Annotated in this window: 14 protein-coding genes and 1 tRNA gene; 6 read left to right on the forward strand and 9 right to left on the reverse strand. The window is 54.0% G+C overall.

Annotation, left to right across the window (positions count from 1 at the left end):
- Window positions 1-30 precede the first annotated feature (30 nt).
- The 3 genes from ACY34H_RS11590 to ACY34H_RS11600 all read left to right on the forward strand — a co-directional run bounded on the left by ACY34H_RS11590 (window position 31) and on the right by ACY34H_RS11600 (window position 1343).
- Window positions 31-104: transfer RNA gene (locus ACY34H_RS11590), tRNA-Cys, on the forward strand.
- A 133-nt stretch (window positions 105-237) separates the two neighbouring features.
- Window positions 238-708 (forward strand): hypothetical protein, encoded by a 471-nt coding sequence (locus ACY34H_RS11595; RefSeq protein ID WP_464977643.1) that lies wholly within the window; start codon window positions 238-240, stop codon window positions 706-708.
- Window positions 696-1343: a site-specific integrase gene (locus ACY34H_RS11600; RefSeq protein ID WP_464977644.1), complete on the forward strand. Its 648-nt coding sequence runs from the start codon at window positions 696-698 to the stop codon at window positions 1341-1343. The genes ACY34H_RS11595 and ACY34H_RS11600 overlap by 13 nt, the downstream gene beginning before the upstream one ends.
- A gap of 81 nt (window positions 1344-1424) precedes the next feature.
- Here ACY34H_RS11600 and ACY34H_RS11605 read toward each other — a convergent pair whose 3' ends face one another.
- Window positions 1425-1796, reverse strand: a complete 372-nt coding sequence (locus tag ACY34H_RS11605; protein ID WP_464977645.1) for a helix-turn-helix domain-containing protein — start codon at window positions 1794-1796, stop codon at window positions 1425-1427.
- A gap of 376 nt (window positions 1797-2172) precedes the next feature.
- Here ACY34H_RS11605 and ACY34H_RS11610 point away from each other — a divergent pair, with 376 nt between their 5' ends.
- Window positions 2173-2646, forward strand: a complete 474-nt coding sequence (locus ACY34H_RS11610) for a hypothetical protein (protein ID WP_464977646.1) — start codon at window positions 2173-2175, stop codon at window positions 2644-2646.
- A 207-nt stretch (window positions 2647-2853) separates the two neighbouring features.
- On the opposite strand, the gene ACY34H_RS11615 is transcribed toward ACY34H_RS11610, so the two are convergent.
- Both ACY34H_RS11615 and ACY34H_RS11620 read right to left on the reverse strand, forming a co-directional pair.
- Window positions 2854-3579, reverse strand: a complete 726-nt coding sequence (locus tag ACY34H_RS11615; protein WP_464977647.1) for a P-loop NTPase family protein — start codon at window positions 3577-3579, stop codon at window positions 2854-2856.
- Between the two features lie 9 nt (window positions 3580-3588).
- Window positions 3589-3900: a hypothetical protein gene (locus ACY34H_RS11620; RefSeq protein ID WP_464977648.1), complete on the reverse strand. Its 312-nt coding sequence runs from the start codon at window positions 3898-3900 to the stop codon at window positions 3589-3591.
- Window positions 3901-5171: 1271 nt separating this feature from the next.
- Between ACY34H_RS11620 and ACY34H_RS11625 the strand changes: the two genes are divergently transcribed.
- Together ACY34H_RS11625 and ACY34H_RS11630 are read left to right on the forward strand one after the other, a co-directional pair.
- Window positions 5172-6092 (forward strand): HamA C-terminal domain-containing protein, encoded by a 921-nt coding sequence (locus ACY34H_RS11625; RefSeq protein ID WP_464977649.1) that lies wholly within the window; start codon window positions 5172-5174, stop codon window positions 6090-6092.
- Between the two features lies 1 nt (window position 6093).
- Window positions 6094-8592, forward strand: a complete 2499-nt coding sequence (locus tag ACY34H_RS11630) for a DEAD/DEAH box helicase (protein WP_464977650.1) — start codon at window positions 6094-6096, stop codon at window positions 8590-8592.
- Here ACY34H_RS11630 and ACY34H_RS11635 read toward each other — a convergent pair.
- From ACY34H_RS11635 to ACY34H_RS11660, 6 genes are all read right to left on the reverse strand, one after another.
- Window positions 8581-8886, reverse strand: coding sequence for a DUF3223 domain-containing protein (locus ACY34H_RS11635; RefSeq protein WP_464977651.1), 306 nt, complete (start codon window positions 8884-8886; stop codon window positions 8581-8583). The two genes, ACY34H_RS11630 and ACY34H_RS11635, sit on opposite strands and share 12 nt — an antisense overlap.
- 356 nt (window positions 8887-9242) lie before the next feature.
- Window positions 9243-11720: an NACHT domain-containing protein gene (locus ACY34H_RS11640; RefSeq protein WP_464977652.1), complete on the reverse strand. Its 2478-nt coding sequence runs from the start codon at window positions 11718-11720 to the stop codon at window positions 9243-9245.
- A gap of 1570 nt (window positions 11721-13290) precedes the next feature.
- Window positions 13291-14676, reverse strand: coding sequence for a Gfo/Idh/MocA family oxidoreductase (locus ACY34H_RS11645; RefSeq protein WP_464977653.1), 1386 nt, complete (start codon window positions 14674-14676; stop codon window positions 13291-13293).
- A gap of 26 nt (window positions 14677-14702) precedes the next feature.
- Window positions 14703-15998 (reverse strand): Gfo/Idh/MocA family protein, encoded by a 1296-nt coding sequence (locus ACY34H_RS11650; protein WP_464977654.1) that lies wholly within the window; start codon window positions 15996-15998, stop codon window positions 14703-14705.
- Window positions 15988-16827, reverse strand: a complete 840-nt coding sequence (locus ACY34H_RS11655) for an FAD:protein FMN transferase (RefSeq protein WP_464977655.1) — start codon at window positions 16825-16827, stop codon at window positions 15988-15990. The genes ACY34H_RS11650 and ACY34H_RS11655 overlap by 11 nt, the downstream gene beginning before the upstream one ends.
- 13 nt (window positions 16828-16840) lie before the next feature.
- Window positions 16841-17650 (reverse strand): 3-keto-disaccharide hydrolase, encoded by an 810-nt coding sequence (locus tag ACY34H_RS11660; RefSeq protein ID WP_464977656.1) that lies wholly within the window; start codon window positions 17648-17650, stop codon window positions 16841-16843.
- Window positions 17651-17907: the final 257 nt, after the last annotated feature.

Below are 17907 nucleotides of genomic sequence, written 5' to 3' on the forward strand. Positions count from 1 at the left end.
CCGCTGAGGTCTGTAAGGCAAGTCTCCTCAGGCGAGGTAGCAAAGCGGTTATGCAGCGGCCTGCAAAGCCGTCTAGACGGGTTCGACTCCCGTCCTCGCCTCCAAATAAATCAAGGACTTAGCGCGTTTTTCGCTACCTTGCACGCCGCTTCTACCACGCGAAAAGTGTGGTGTACCACACCGGTTTACGGCCTGATCGCCGTTGACATTAAGGTCTCCTGCACTACGCTGCAGTGCATGGCCTCCTTCAAGAAAACCCCGAATGGCGCGACGCAATTGTGCGTCCGCAACAAGCTTCTGCCGAAGCCGCTCTATGCGACTTTCGATACGGAAGAGCAGGCACATGCCTATGCCGCACAGCTCGAAGCGTTGCTGGCACAAGGCATCGTCCCTGCGGCCCTCCTCGAGCGCACCACGCCGTCACGCGAGATCTGGACGGTCAGCCGCTGCATTGCGGAGTACATTCGCGCGAACGCCGTCCCGGTCTCGGAAATCAAGCTCCTGGATACGCTGCGTCCCAAGCTGGCGACGCTCAGCACTGGCTACCTGAACTATGACTGGGCGGAAGGCTGGATCCAGTCGATGAAGTGGGACGACAATCTGGCCCCGGGCACGATCCGGCACCGTCACGGTGCGCTGGCACGTTGCTTTGACTGGATGCTTCGCAAGCACCCGGACATCATGGCGCAGACCCTTTGCGTTTGCTGAAGCGCGGATTCGCCAGCTATACGCCCGAAGACGAGCGCAAGCTGGCGGCAACTGGCAGGTCACCGAAGGTTGATGACGAGCGCTGCCGGCGTCTGGATGACGTGGAGCACGACCTTATCAAGGCTACGCTGGCCAGCCATCCCGAAGAGCAAACGTTCTTTGAACTGGCGCTGGAGACCGCCATGCGCATGCGTGAATGCTATACGCTGGACGTGACGCAAGTGGACCTGTCGCGGCGAACGATCAGCCTCGACCGCAGCAAGAACGGTGACCGCCGCCAGGTGCCGTTATCGACGACGGTCGTGGCCACGCTGCGGGACTATCTGTCCGGGCAAAAGGAAGACATCGCCCAGCGGGAAGGGCGCCTGTTTTCATACTGGAATGGTGACCGGTCCGTGGAAGCGCTCGATGAGACGACAAGGTATGTGTCGCGCCGCTTCTCGATGGTCTTCAGTGCTGCCGGCGTGGAAGGCCTGCATTTTCATGACCTGCGGCATGAGGCCACCTGCCGTCTGTACGAGAAAACTTCCCTGTCCGATGTGCTGATTTCGCGCATCACCGGTCATCGCGACATACGGATGCTCAAGCGGTATGCCAGCTTGCGCGGGTCGGATCTTGCACAGCATCTTTGGTGAGGGAGCGTTGCGGCGCGGCGCTGATTGGCCCGGCTGTCTGATCTGTGAAGGGGTACGCCTGGCCGGCTTGGTCGGGCCGTGCTACTCGGTGCAATCGTCCGTAAGCAAGCGCTGGCGTTTCGTCGTCGATTGCCCTTGAGTGTGCTGCGCGCTCTCGCCTTGCGGCATGGGTAATGCCGGCAGCACGGGAGGCTGACGCCGCTGTCGCGATGGCCGCGGCATCAGCACGGCGTCGGGCACGACTGGCTGCTTGCGCTGGCCCGTCTCCGCACGGACCCTGCCGCGCAGGAATTCGATTACATCTTCACGCAGGAACACCCAGCTCTTGCCGACCTTGGCGCCGGGCAGTTCGCCGCTGCGGGCCAGGATCAGGATCGTTTCGATGTCGGCAAAGAGCATGCCAGCGGCCTGTGCGGCATTCAGCGTATCGGGCGCGATGATATGAGTGGGCATCACGGAACTCCGCTTGCAAGTTGTCTGCTCCGTCCTCGCGCCAGCAAGCTGGCTGAACACGTTAGCCAGCTTTGAGGGAAGGAGGGGTTTCTTCACTGCGGGGGACGCTCCCGCGCTGCACGCCCTTCGACGCCCATTCGATCGTAGAGCAAGCGCTTGGTACGGCGGGCGCGTTCTGCTCTGGATGTGACTTGCATCAGGCAGATTCACGAAACTTCTGACAGCATCGTGATCCGCGTTAAACCCGGTGATATCCAGCCGTGTCTGGCAACGTTCAGCAAGGTTCGGCGCCCATCCTTGCTACGATTCTTGTACCAGCGCGCGGGAACTTTTAGATGTGCGGTCAGTCCACCGCGTAGGAACAAGCGGAGGCCATATGAGCGAACACGCGCGATTATCCGTCGAGGCTGCCGAGGCGATGGCCGAGGTGCTGCTGGCGGATGCGATGCAAGACCGAAAAGCCAGGCTCGCCACCATAGCGACCATTCGGCGGTGGCTAACGCCACGGTGGTTCGGCCCAGCCTGGTACGGCCCGCCGTGGGTAAGACCCTACTTGTTGGGACTCCATGGCTTGACCGGCATGCTGTCCGACGACCTGCACGTACCAGGGGCGACACTGTCAGTCCGGCCTGCTAACTCTGGTGGTGATTCCCAACACTATGTAAGTTCTGTCCAGCAGCCCGACTACGGCTGCCCATCGAATCACTGGAATCATCAACACGATTCGCCGTTGTGTTCTCCAGCCGGAGATCACGATCATTCCGCAGTAGCCGATTCGTCATGCGGATCTTTTGCAGAGCCGGATTTCTCGACGATGAATAATCCTTGTGACTGGAATGGTGACGGATAGGGGATAGCGATTTTGGGCTCAGTAGTGAATCACTGATGATGTCGGAAAGTCCGGGATCGCTTTGCGGCAGTGACGCGGGTAAGTCCTGCATGCGGTGAGTCTTGTTCGATAATGTGTCGTGCCGCGCTTCACCTTCTTCACGCGGCGATTGCGCGGGGCCGCAGACAGCGTGCCATGGGAGCCAGCACTGTCTGCTGTGCCTGACTGTCAGATGCCGCTGGCTTCCAGTTGCTGGAAAATGTCATCGCGGATCATTTTCAGACGCTGGCGCGGCATGATGCCGAATCGTTCCGACGCGAGGGTCTCGGCGAACGTCAGCTTTTTCTCCAGCATCAGTTCCAGATCCTTGCCGAAGGTATCGGCGTTCCCCCGACTGATGCGGATGACTCCGCGAATCCGGTCCTGATACCGCTCATAAAGCTGGGATTCCGTGAACTCGATGCCGTCTTTCTGCACCGGGCCGAAGTACTCGTTGATCCATACGACTACCGGCGCGTCGTGCGTCTCCAGCAGGCTTTTGAGCCCGCTGCGCGTATCGTCCAGGGCCTGACCTCCAGTCAGGACGGAATGAAGCAACACGCGCCGTCCTGCATCGTGCAGCATCTCGATCACGTGGTTCTCGACCAGGTAGGCCATCATCGGAACGAAGGTCGATGCGCCGTTATCGATGACGGCGATTTTATTCTCCGCGAGCAGCGAAGCAACCAGGTCGTCGAAGGCACGCGCATTGATATTGTTGTCGCTGCCGAGGATGTTGATGCGCTGGGCCGCGAATACCTCGTACTGTCGGAAGGTGTCGTTGACCGGGTCCGTGTCGTAGCAACTGACCGGCACACCGCGGTGCATCAGGTACTGCGCCAGCAGTGCGGCGCTGAACGACATCCCGACACCGCCGCGGCCCTGCAGCACGAAGTTGATCGTGTTCGTTTCCATTTTTATCTTCTACCAGGTTGAATCGCTTGGTTTGTCGGGCTTCCATTCGAACTTCGGCAACCCGCTTTTGACTTTCGCGGGTTGGCACTCCTCGGCTGAGGGGCGCTGAGGGCCACCAGCGATAAAACGTTGACGCCCGCAGCGGTGCATGTATCGGCGAACTTCCCTGGGATCGGCAGTGACGCCGTTCTCGGCGAGGAAGAGGCACACCTGGCGATAGGACGCACCACCTTTCAGTAGTCCGACAATGTCGGGTTGCCAGGTCGCGAGCTTGCCAGGACGCCGGGGATATCGGGACAGGAATTCAATGTGATCGGACATGGGCACTCCCCTTTGCTAGCTGCACTTTAGGGGGCGATTAAGGCACCGGATTGATCGAGGTCAACTGTTGGGGAAGAAGTGCGATAGCAAAGGAACTATCCGCTTGTGCACGCTGAGCGGAGACTATTTGGGGTACGAACCTGAAATACGGGGATTTGAAACGTCTGCAGTGAGCCGGTCGACACGTCATTCGCGACCGGCCAGGGACAAATTGGGGATGTGTCCCGCCCTTGTGGCTCCCTACCCGTTGGCGATCTCGCCTATACGCTCCATTCTCCGTCCTAAACTTATTCAGCAAAGTTCTGGTGGCGCAGTCTCAGGCTCATAACATCAGAATCGAACTTCCTGTTGAGCTGAGCCAGACGTCTGCCAAAGAAGACGTTGATCGCCTTTAGGTGGGGGCGTTTCGTGGACGATCTGTGACCCTGCGTGTACTGGAAGTGGTCGGGTTGGGCGATAACGTGGCCTCGGAAAGCCGGTTCTGAGTACGGGAGAGGAGACCTCCGTGAACGTTTTGCGGAGCTGCAACGAAAGTAGTGCTTGCGTTAATCAAATTTCCGAAGCTGTATTGCTCTAATGTATCGCGGGGATCCCCCGCAGCCCCGAGGGCGGTCTCACACATCACGCAACCTGCGGTTGCCGAATATGCCTTTCGGCAGACTGAGAAAACGTGACACGCTATGTTGCACATAGGGGGATTGAGTATCGATTCGCCGCTGGCGAGAATCAGTAACTATTGCGATGTCGTCCAGTAAAGTCGGCGATCTACTGCTTACTTCTGCAGTAACACCGCGACTGCAAGCTATCCAACCTCTTGAACCTTTTTTACCGCGGTAGATCTTTCGTTGTGCGTATGTACACTCGTACATCACCGTAGAAATTAAGCGCTGCCATGAGTGTAGGTACGAACAGCGATAGCTCGAGTGGCGGTAGCATTCCTGCAATAATCCTTCATTGCGCTGGCTGGGGCAAAGCATACCGTGCGCCACGACCGATACGTGTCCGTGGTTGACATAAGGCTCCCACATTCCGCCTTCCGCCAAGACCCGCCACGCAATTTAGATGGAGTGCTTCGCGCCGTATCGACACGAACCTTATCAAGCCAAGTCGCTTCATCCTGAATACGGCAGCCCAACGTAGTCTTCCAGATCGTGTCTCAACCGATGAAACTATCTCCGTAGCACGATGTGACTGGGCAAATAGTGCATACAACTTGCAACTTTCTTGGCATCTCAGGATATGATGTACGCTTCATCTAGCCGAGTGCAGCCATGACAAGTTCTCTAGAAAATATTGCTGAATTTATATCTGTTCGTGCAGAGCACTACGAGCGCTGTATCGATGCCGTTGAACATGATTTTGTACTTGAGGAGATCGACGGCTCAATACGGTTTCACGTGTTGAAGTGCGATGGAAATGGTAGGCCGATGGTTAGAGCATTAGCCGAGATGCTTTATGACTACATCATTGACTACTGCATCGCATCCAAAAACCGAAATGGCGAATTAAGTCCAGCACAGTATACGCGACTTACCAAAGAGGCTCGCATGTTATTTCGCCATCCCGATATTTCAAGCGGGAAGAATGATCGAACTGGCGAGGCGGGAGAAACGTTACTTTTTTTTCTCACGGAAGCCGTCCTTAAAGCACCGCAAATTGTCGCAAAAATGGAGCTGAAAACTAATCGTAGAGACGAGATTAAGGGATCAGACGGGATTCATGCGCGATGGAATGCGGAGGATAATCTAGTGGATTTCTACTTTGGCGAGTCTAAGCTTTACGATAATGTAACGGCTGCTATAAGCGCGGCACTGAAGAGTATCTCGGATTTTCATGATAACGAAATGTATAAGCATGAATTTTCCGTCGTTACGAGACATTTTAAATACGCTGACCAGAACGTTAAAGAAGAACTAGTAAAGTTAATAGTTTCTGGTGAGCCTTCTGAAAATGCTAGGCTCAATCATTCGTGTCTGATCGGCTACGATTGGAAATCCTACCTGCTATTGAAACCTACGGAAGTGCGAAGCAAGATTAAATCGATGTTGTTAATGGATGCTGAAAGGATAGTGGCAAATTTAAACAGAAATCTTGCCAATTTTGATAAAAAGTTTTTGCGGTTTGATATATTTTTTATCCCGTTTCCATCAGTTGATGAGTTTCGGAACGCCTTTAATTCTGCGTTGGATTAATATGAAAATCGATAACTCGGATGAGTACTATGAGCGGCTCGTTCAATTAACGGCAAGGCAGTACGTAATTATCAAAGCGAACTTGCTGCACTTGACTAGCGCAGAGATATCCCAGCTCCTGATACTGGCTTCTTCACTATCGCTTTCTGATGATGCGCAGGATCTGTCGTATAGTTACGATATTTGTAGCCGCGTTGTAGAGCTATATGGCGATAGAGTTGGCGCAGCTGCAAACATAGCCGACCTTATCCTCTCTCGTCTAGGAAACTTCCCAGGGAGAACACTGCTGCGTGAACAATTTGATTTCTCAGGCGCATGGAAGATACCATATCCCTTAGCATTGGAGCGCTTGGCAAGAGAAGCTGAGAATAGTATTGAAGACGCTTCGCTTCTGACGGATTTCCAATTTAAGCTTTATTCTGCGCTTGAGGAAGAGAGAGCACTCAGCGTATCTGCACCCACGTCTGCGGGAAAGTCATTTGTGCTCAGCTTAGACCTCGTTAGAAGACTGACGAGTGAACCTAACCCCTTCATTATTTACGTTGTCCCTACACGAGCTCTCGTAACCGAGGTGGTTCTCAGAGTAAGAAAATCTATTAGGGAGAAGGGGATTGAAGGCATTGCTATCCGGAGTGCTCCATTTCCGATCGAGGATACTCAGAAGAACCGGGGTGCGGTCTACATACTTACTCAAGAGAGGCTGCTGAGGCTAATTTCATGGGTAGGCCATGAATTCCCTCCTACAGCGCTGATCGTTGACGAAGCGCATGAATTGCAAAAGGGAAAGCGCGGAATTCTTCTTCAGAATTCAGTGGAGATGATGGTGAAGAGGTTTCCTCGGCTAGCTGTGCTATTTGCCTGTCCTCTTATAAAGAATCCAGGCTATTTGTTGCATGTCTTTGGCTTGAACTCTGCTGGTCGATACTTTGTAGAAGAAGTTTCACCAGTTGCGCAGAACATTATGCTTGTTTCTCCTATTGATGGGAAGCCAAAAAGCTGTCTTGTTCAGCAACTAAATAACAATCGGCCAGTAAATATCGGCGTTGCAGATTTGTCTTTCAAATTTCGAGGTGCTGTATCCACGCAGAAAGCTGATTTCGCGCACTATGTATGTCGAGAAGAAGAATCGGTAATCGTCTTTTGTGACGACCCGGATGATGCGGAGTCTACTGCGCTCGCCTTGGCTAAAAATATGACAAACTACCAGCCTGCGCCAGAGTTGCTGTCATTTGCTAAGTTCATAGCAACAGAAATTCATCCAGAACATCCGCTTGTCGCGGCAGTAAAAAGTGGAGTGGCGATTCATTACGGCCACATGCCGTCTATAGTACGCAATGAGGTCGAAAGGTTATTTAAGCAAGGAAAGCTACAGTATTTGTGTAGCACAAGCACTTTACTGCAAGGCGTCAATCTTCCTGCAAAACATATTGTCATACTTAACCCTCATCTGGGCGGCGAAGCTATGTCGCGGGCCGATTTCCGAAATTTGGCCGGGCGCGCAGGCCGCTTGTTGGAAGAGTTCCATGGCCATGTCTGGTGCTTAAGACCTGGAGACTGGGATGCTGATTCGTACCAGGGCGAAAACCTGCAAGTTATCCAAGGCGCCATGGATGCGGTAATGCAGGGTGGAGGTGCCTTGATTGGGTCAGTGCTTGACGGAGTGAATGTTGGCACTAATTCTGAATTGGCTGATGCCGCCCTTAGTAGATTATTTTACCAGATAAAAGAATTGGGTCCAGATGCTACATTTCATAGTTACGTAAATGAGCAAAATACAGAAATTCTACGGAGTAATATAGCCCAGCTTGATAACATGAAAGTTGACTTGCCCGCTGAAATCCTTGGCCTTCATCGTTCGCTACGTCCTGATCAGTTGCAAAAGCTGCTAATTTTAGTGATCGGGCGCCCGGATCTTGAAAATTTGCTGCTTATTAACCCACATGAGGCAGGTGCGAAGGTTAGGATGCAACTTGCATTATCTTTGATTAATCAGGCATTTGAAATGGATATGCCGGACAGATATTTCAATTGGGTAAGTACTACCGCACACCGATGGATTTGGGGGGCGCCTATCGGTGAGCTTCTACAAGAGCGAGTTTCCTACGTTCGAAAGAAAAATCCTGACGCTAAGGCATCTCCGGAAATTCGCAAAATTTTGAGGTTGATTGAAACCGAAATAAGATATAAACTCGTTAAGTATTTTGCTGCCTTTGAAGATATATTGCGGTTTGTCTTTGTTAGTAGGAAATTTCTAGAACCAAGTATTGCGCCTTATCACGTGTACTTAGAATTCGGCGCTTCTGATCCAGGGGCACTCAACTTAATGGCGTTAGGGCTATCTAGGTTCACGGCACTAAAGCTGGGGAACGTCGTGCCCTGGACAGCTAATCGGACACCAGATGAGTATTTAAACCTAGTTGTGCGTCATGCTAGCGTTCGCTTCCTGCCTGAGCCCTGTAAGCAAGAAATTAAGGAGCTCATGGGTACTTTACTTGATTGACTCAAGGCATTTTCTCCATGAGATGTCTTCGTCCGTATCATCAATGCGATGGATATGAAGGTAACGTTGATTGTAGTTGTCATCGAACCTAACCTGTACAGCATTAATACCCCGCCCAAATTTTCGTTCACGATTAGGATGATACTTAAAAAGTTCTAGGCAAAGCTTTTGGTCAACTTCGTTCAGAAAATCCATCAATGCGTATGACGCTACCATGGATTGAATACGCGTTTGTAAATCCTTTTTTGTTCTGAAGAATTCATTGCCTAAAGTTACAGATATTCCTCGAGCCATATTGTCTCCTGATTAAACCGCAGATTGTTTCCTAAGTTGATTCTAGTACTCACAGTTTCTAGCAGTGCATTCTTGGACTTAGTCATCAATGCTCAAGCACCTATCTCGGCAGTGTGCTAAGTATTATCCGCGTTTCCACAAATGGGCTCAAGATGTCGTATGCATGCCCCCAAAATTCGAGCATTGCGAGAATAAATCGGCCCGCGTCAATGCTGGGGAAAAATTTTCGAACACCGTGAGGGAAGCGTTTCCTTACTTTGAGCTTGCTCTGGTAACCAGTTGAACTCTTCAGGAAAACGCTAAGGAACAAAAGTATTGTATATGCGTAAAGTAGATGGCAGCCAAGATCGGATTTTTCAGTCCGCAGTCAGCAGTTTTCCTTTCAGTTCATCACGCAAGTCGGCTAGTTTCCCGGTGGTTACGCCATTGCTGACGAAAAAGAGGAAATCGGGTTTTAGTTCTTCTTTAACCGCGTACACTAGATTACCGTTCATGGGGTGCGAAGACAAACACATCCGCTTGAAAGTTTCGACGATTAAGTTCTTGTGAACAGAGTGGCCAATCAACCCGCGGGACAGATTTCTCTCTTCGATATTCTTAAATCCGCTCGTTTCACGAGGGAGAAAGCGCCTGATGAGGCAATCCAAGTCAGCACTAAGGTTCGGGTCGAGATATTGTCGCTCTCCGGCAGAGATCATTTCCGCCTCAATCAGTCGGCGGGACTCGTCGTCAAAGGTATTAGAGGGGCCGAACCTCACTAATCCGAACTGCTCACAGTTCTTCATTCGGAGGTCAGTAAAGTGGCAGTTTGTGAAGGTTGTATTTTGACCAAATCGACAGTTGGCAAATGTAACAGTATCAAAATGGCAGTTTGAAATTGCCAACCCACGGAGATCTAGACTGCTCATTGTTCCGATAAATTGAACACCAACTAGTTCGCCTGCCGGCAGCAAATTGAGGAGGGCAGTCGTTCGTTCTGTCCGGTTCGCTCCTTTCGTGTGCACTCGACTAGCAGCAAGTAACGCAATTGTCCCGGCAAATTGGTGACAGCCTGTCGGCGCTGCTGCAAAGATTTTCTGGCCGGCTTGTGAGATTGTGCTAATTATCTTCTGACAACTCTCAAGTGCTGTCGCCTCATTCTCCAGAGCAAATATTTGCTGAATCATTGCAGTCGCCACTTCAGTGTGCAAGCTCTTTGTAAAATCCTCGCCATTGAGTAAAGCCTGCAACTCAGGATATGCCTCCTTCTGGCTACAGAGTTCGAGTACCCGCTCGGCCAGCAAGAAGTACTCGATCTGATCTTGAGTGAACAACCAAATTCCCTTTTCTGATTTAATCAACGGGTGATCTTTAAGCTTTGCAGGCGATTTGATTAATTCGTCGATCTGTTGGTTGGTAAGATTTACTGCTGTGCTTAGAACGAGGCGCAATGTTGACGAATCGCGAGGCTCCCCACGCGCAACTAGGGCCGCAAATTCTTTTAGAACGACCAACTGGGCGTTTGCATCCAATGGAAGCGTTTGGCGTACCTGTTCGCGCTGACATAAAGCGTCCATTATCCACTGGAGACGGGTGCGATTCGCGATAGCTCCGACTTGAACATTAACACCGCGATCAACCAAATCGGCGATCAGCGAGAGGAAAAAGCCGCGGCCAACAAAACCGCTTGCGCCACCTGAGCTATCTTCCGACAGTTGCTGGAAGAGACGCACAGCATGTCCTACCGAAGGCGAATTCTCACCGAAACGCTTATCGAAATAGTTCTTCGCATGATTTTCGTCAAAAGGCAAAATGAGATACTCAAGAAGCTCCTTTTTGTCTTCACCTCCGGTCTCTTCTACGATCTCTGCGCGATAGAAAGAAGTGCGTGATGTAATGCACAGCGGAGTGCCGGTATCTTCTGCTAAGTTGAGTAATTCCTGTAGACTCTCGCGGGCATCTATCGTCCCCCGGTTGCGAAGGATGAACTCGTCAAACCCATCAAAGATGAGCCGGAAAATTCCTAACTTCAGGGAAACGCGAATAAAATCCCGCTCGACGCCTTCAGCCCAGCCAATAGGTGCATCGAAATACCTGAAAGAGGCCACGATCGTCTTCCATATAGACGACAGGTCCTCTAGCTGCATTTTGGTCCACTGCTCGGAATGAACGTACACTGGGATACGTCGAAGTTTTGTCAGCTCGACGGCCAAGAACTTCGACATGTGTGTTTTGCCTTGCCCAGGTTCGCCCAAAAGTACAGCAATATTTCCTCCCGCGCTTGAGGACGATAGAAACCCCAACACTGGGTTCGGGGATTTACGTGGCACGCCTAGTGGCACGCGAATTTGTGGTTCAATATAATTATGATAGGTGAGTTCTTTTATTTTTCCGATGTAAGTTTCAGTCTGCTGCTGCATGAATGAAGCGAAAAAGTCTGCGAGAGACATACAGTCGATCTGCCGCGAGCGAAACTCCTCAACGATGCTAGCCGTAACGGAAGGCGCGTATACAACCTTCACCTTGGACTTATCCTGTTGCCGGCTCAGCCACGAATATGCGCTTTTAATACCATCCTTCGTTGCGTCAGCAAAAATGTAGAGAATGTCAAATATAAACGAGAAACCGGAGCTAGAAACAGTACCCCCATACACAGCGTATTGGTCGGGGTGACTAACTTTTGGTGTCTCAACGTTAATACGAGTTCCCGAGATGCGGTTGACTAGGCTAACAACCTCTCTAAACGATACAGATTCCAAATATTTCTCCAAAGAAAGTTTACCCAAGGAACCGATGGTTTTCGGAGTAACCCTTAGTAATGTTTCATGGTAGCACTGTTTCTGCTCCGGCGTCATCTTCTTCCAAAGGCGTTTTGAGGGCCAAGAATAGAGACGATTGACGTTAACCACACCGCTGGGAAGCAGAGTCTAGCCGACCAGTTGGTGGGTAAGTTCTAGGTCAGCAAATCGTCAACGCTTCATGGGATAGCGATATGAGTCAGTAAACGGCGCGACCAAACTTCCGGGCGATACTGGTCAGACGGCCCGTTCCGATCATCCGTACATGTCTGCGGCGCGTTCGCCGCCGCTGTCCGCGCAGCGGCAACAACTCAATGCTTTTTGCCCGTGTAAAGTTATCGTAATCAAGAGCGGAATCCGGAGATGGCGTTGAAAGGGTGCTATGACATGAGATCCTGAGTGTACACATAACCCAATTTCAGGAGGAATCCATGAAGAGCGACGCCGCTGTACTGGCATGCAGCCGGTTGGTTATTCCCACCAACTGACATCCCGTTCCGCCTGTTCCCACTGCAGGCAAGATCTGGCCAGGTGTCAAGGTGCTGACACGCAGCGCCCGGGAATACGCTCATGCGAAACTAGAGCAAGGCATTTCAGAAGGAGGGCAGACTCGAACTTCGAACTTAGATTGGCGTAAGCTCTGGCTGAGCTGCGCCATCCGCTGGTACCGACGAATGTCCCGTATTTCACGGTACATAAAGCAGAATTCCAAGTCCTGACACGGCGCGCTAGATCATGGACTGTACATCGAAGACCGCGGGGATGGAATAAGCCGTGTCTATCGATTTCCAATCCTTTTTCCTGCCGACATTTGGCCGTTGGTGATGCCCCATGATCTAGTCTGCTGGGTGCGACGGGCAGAATAAGTATTTGCGCCAGTATGCTCGCGATGGTTTCACCCGCGTATGCAAGCGTTATGCGCCGCTGCCGCACCACCAGAGTGCGCACAAGCCCGTGCACTGCTGCAGAAGCGACGCACGCAGCTAGTGCGATTGGTAGAATGTGCGATTGAGAGTGGTAGCGAACGCGATGCATCACGTTATAAGCATTCGTGCTGGATTACAACTGGCATCACTCGCGTTAATGAACTAGTTGTCCTCGTCTCGAATCAAGGCAATTGACTCGGAATTTTCTGATTCAGGTTTCAATGCAACGGTGCTGCAAGCCGTTGCACCGCGAGAAATATATTAAACGGTAATCTTGACGGATGAGCCGAATACTATATCGATACGTGTTGTATTAGATGCCATAAATTTGGCAATTTTCGGGGTTTTTCAGGAACCTGTTGATTCCTACGGATGAGTTAAGTCCTGCAAAGCCGTCTAGACGGGTTCGACTCCCGTCCTCGCCTCCAGTCAAATCAAGTAGCTGGTACAAGCTTGAATTCAATGTGGCCGACCATGCGTTTGCGTGGTCGGCCGCACTTGTTTACGGCCCCGTCATTATCGGTTCCCGGCCTCGTGCCCTACGTCGCATGACATGGCGTCTTCATGAAAACCAGAATGGCACGACGCAATCATAAGGAAGGTTTGGAAAGTTCTCCCTTGATGATCGAAGATTCCTTGGGCGGTCACTGTTGATGCGGCAGGCGCCAGCCCAACTTCACCAGCACCAGCCACGCCCGCGTTCAGAGTCTGTAGTACTGTTCCCAGTCCTTTCGCGGCGCAGGGCCCGCCAGTAATGCATTGGCTTCTTGATGGTTGGTGATCTGCTTGCTCGCGGCATCGAAAGCCAGCTTGGCATTGACCCTTTGGGCAATGACGCCCAAGGCCATTGCCTGGCATAGCGGACCGGCCACTGCGAAGTTCGAACGACAGACTTCCTCCCCTTTGCAGGCCTTGAGGAAATTGGCGAAATGGTTCGACGGGCTTTTCGGCACCGCTGGCAAGGCGATATCTTTCGCCGCGGCGCCAATGATGCTCAATTGGCTGCCGTGCGTACCTCCCTTGAAATTGAGTCCATCACCGTAGATGACTTTGCCAGGCGGCAGCTTCACCGGGTTATTGCTCCCTTTTGACGGAGGCGGAATATTCGGATCGACGATAGCTGCGCCATAATCCGCCGGTAAGGGCGGCACGTTACTCAGGCCGTCGTACCAGGTTAATTCGACGGGCGGCAGGGTACCGCGCTGCGGGAAGCGGAAGGCCAGGGTCGATGCCTGCGGGAAGATGAAACGGCTATGCCCATCCAGCCGTACTGCTTCGACCTCTGCCGGCAGTCCAAGGTGGAGAAATTCGTGCGCCGTATCGAAAATGTGCGCGCCCCAGTCTCCCAATGCGCCATTGCCATAGTCGAACCAGGAACGCCAGTCGCCGTTGATATAACCCGGATTGTACGGATGTGGGACTGCCGTGGATGTCCAGCCATCCCAATCCAGCGTCGCTGGTATCGGCCGTTTCGGCAGATAGTCGGCCACCGTCATCCCATGCCAGCGGCGCGGGTTGTTCATGTGGGCCGTGATGGCCCGGACGTTCTTGATGAGTCCCGCGTCGACCCATGATTTGAACTGGAAGTAATTCGCCTCGGAATGGCCCTGATTGCCCATTTGCGCCGCTACCTTGTACTTGCGTTCCGCAGCCATCATGAGTTCGATCTGGCGGAAGCTCTGGCCCATCGGCTTCTCACAGTAGATGTGCTTGCCTTGTGACATGGCCAGCATGGCGATCGGAAAGTGTGAAAAATCCGGCGTGCCAATGCTCACGGCATCGATGCCCTTGCCCATCTTGTCGAACATCTGACGGAAGTCCTGGAAGCGTGGGACATCCGGAAACATCTTCAGTATTTCAAGCGTGTGGGGCGCGCCGATGTCCGTGTCGCACAATGCGACGATATTGGCCAGGCCCGTGGCGTGCAGTTCCTTGATGATCTGTGCCGCCCGGTTGCCGATACCGCAGCAGGCCAGATTGACCTTGTCACCCTGCGTTCGTGCAAAAGCCAGTTGCGGAACAGCAAGCGTGGCCAAGGCACCCTTGACGAATTGTCGACGGCGCGTCGAGGCGAGAGTGTGCGGCATATTGTCTCCATTGATTGTGGTGGTTGTTATTGGTAATCACCCGGCCATAATATTTCGCCTCCCTGGTCCATTGCTGCCTGCCCCATCAGCACGGCGATAGCGGAACGGTAGGCGTGGTCGATCATCTGCGGGCTCTTCTGGTTCAAGCGAATAGCGTTGACGAATGCCGCCATCGAAATGGCGGTTCCGTCATCGCCGCCCAGGTCACGCCGCAAGTCTTGCCCAGGCGACGCGACCTTTGTGTCCGGCTTCCAGGTCGGTCCGCCGATCGGAATCGTCTCCATCGTGGATTTTCCGATCTGATCGATAAGCCGCGCGATGCCGGGTGCGGGGGGCGGCTGTTCGGAATAGACCTTTCCGCTCTCGCCTTCGATCGTTCCCTTTGGGCCCATGATCTGGATTTCCAGCCCATGGTGGCGATTGCTGGTCAGCGAGTCGTACACCAGCGTGACGCCGTCCCGGTAGCGGAACAACACGTTCACGTTGTCGTGCACTTCGCGTGCGTCCTTCCAGTGATTGATGCTGCCGTACCCGACACAGGAAAGCGGCGCGGCGTCGAGAAACCAGTTGGCAACCTGCAAGTGGTGGGAAGCCAGCTCCGCCAGCAGGCCCGCCGAGCTGGCGCGGTACAAGCGCCAGTTCAGCTTGCGTTCGAGCTCGGGGCGTGGCACCGGCCGGCGCCAGTCGTTGTTGCGGTGCCAGCTGGCACGAATCTGCGTGATCGTGCCAATCTGGCCAGACGCCACCATGTCATGTGCGTGCAGGAAAGAGGCGCTGAACAGGCGCTGGTGGCCGATCTGGAACACGCGGGGGCTGGCCGTGGCCGCTCGCGACACTGCCTTGCACTCCTCCACGGTCAATGCCAGGCTTTTTTCACAGAACACATGCTTGTCCGCGGCGAATGCATCAAGGCACATCGGTGCATGCTCGTGCAACGGCGTCGCGATCAGTACGCCGTCGAGCCCTTTCATCTCGAGCAGCTTGCGGTAATCCGTGAAAGCCTTCGGCCGGTCGCCTGCCAGGCCCATGGCGGCCTGCAGGTGTGGTGGATAATCGTCGCACAATGCGGCGATTTCCACTCCGGGCGTCCGTAGCAGGTGCTTCAGCAACAGGGTGCCGCGCGATCCGGTGCCGATCACCGCAACGCGTACGCGGTCCGACGGCGCGTGGCCGACTGGCTGCGCGCGTAACGGCGTCATCCATGGAAGCGAACTCAGCAACGTCGATCCCGCCACCACTCCGGCCAGCCGCGCAAGGAAACGGCGGCGCTCCGCGAGGTCGTCGCCCGCATTGTCGGTATCTGCGGGGTATTCATTCTTCATATTGCCATTCCTTTTCTCCAGCCCAGCTTCCGTCGCGCTGCCGGTAAACGATATGCACCGCCTGCACGCCGGCATAATTCTGCAGGACGGCAGCACGCCGCGAAGCAGGAAGTACCAGCAGTGCCGTCGACAGCACCTCGGCATCGATTGCGCAGGCGCAGGCGACGGACAGGGTCTGGCATCCCGTTACAGGCTCGCCAGTGGATGGATCGATGACGTGTTCCTGCCCTTCACGGTTGCCCGAAGTCGACATCGACGCGTCTCGCAAGTCGAAACGGTGCAACGAGTGGCCGGCCCGGAAGAGATCTTCCACGCCGACCGGCCAGCAGTCGCCGGCCGGATGGGTGCCAATCACGCTGACCGAACTTTCCCCAAAGCTCAGAAACGCATGGCGGACATCCCGATCGAGCAGGTGCTGCCTGACCTTTCCCAGTGCGATGCCTTTGCCGATTCCCCCCAGGTCCAGGCGCATCCCGGGAGCGGCGAATTGCAGCGTGCGCGCTGCCGGATCGAAGCGCACCTGGTCCATTCCGTGGCGCCCCCCGCGCGAACCCTGGGCGATGTCGAACGCGCCTTCGGTCAACCCGTGATGCCGCTTGCAAGCGAGGAGGATATCCCAAAGCCCGTCAGGAACCGGCACCGGCCCGCCACAAGCATGCCGATTCACTGTCGCAAGGTCTCCATGCGCGATGAAACGGCTCATCATCCGCTCCTGCTCGACGAGTAAGGCTTCGGTATCGCGTGCGAGTCGCACGCCGTCGCGCGCGTCAGTGTCCGGCAGGACCATGCTGAAGCGCGTATTCATCGCTGCAAAGGTGTGATGGAACACGCCGCGTGCGGGCTTATCTAGGGCTCAGCTCGCGAATGCGTATATTGCGGAACGATACCTGGTCGCCATGATCCTGCAACAGGATGTGGCCGTCGGCCCATTCGCCGAAGCCGGGGATGTTCTGGAATTTGCTGCCGGCGACGGCAGCGCGGAATGCGTCGGAACCGCGTTCGAATTCCACGGTCTTGTTGCCGTTCAGCCAGAATGTGACCTGTTTTCCACGCGACACGATGCGTACCTGGTTCCACTTCCCGACCGGAGAAGGGGTCTTGCTCTTCGCTGCGGGGATCAAGTCATACAGGGAACCGATGGTGCGGTTATTGTCGCGTCCGAGTTTCGCATCGGGATGGCGCTCGTCGTCCAGCACCTGGAACTCCAGGCCGATCGCGGAACCTACCGCTGCCGGCTTGCCGGTCAGCCGGTCGATCGGTTTCAGGTCTGGCTGCGTGAAGATCTTGATGCCGCTGTTGGCGCCGGGCGCGATCCTGGCGTCGAGTTCGAGCTCGAAGTCGCGGTATCGTTTGCGGGTAATGATGTCTCCGCCGCTGCGCGATTCCTCGCCGCCTTTGCCCATCACTGTCAGGATCCCATCGCACGTTTGCCAGCCCTGTGCGGGAAACGCGTCAGAAGTGACGCTGCGCCATGCGGCCGTGGAGGATCCATCCCACAACATCGTCCAGCCCTGGTTTTTCTCTTCGGTGGTAAGTGGCTTGACTGATGACGTGCTCTCAGTGCCACAGGGCACCGAAGCAGCCGCCGCAAACGGTAGCGCTAACAAAGCCGTAGCGAAAAGTGTTTCCGTGAAAAAGGCGCGATAGGTCATGCAGTCTCCGTCTGGTTGTTTTATGGATCAAGCTCTTCCCCGGCGACTGGCAGCGGCTCGGTACCCGGTAGAATGGGATCGCACCGTATGCGAGCGCTGCCGTGCCGCGCAAGCAAGACCGCTCGGCGCGAAGGCAATCGCGTCTGTGCCGACGAGAAATTGAACGTTATTTCCTCAGTCTGATGCCCGACACCTTTTTTCAAGCAATTCGCAGGTATACGGCACAGCTAATGTAATTCATCGGATTATTCTGCACC

It is taken from the genome of Pseudoduganella sp. jia 9 (assembly GCF_055502615.1).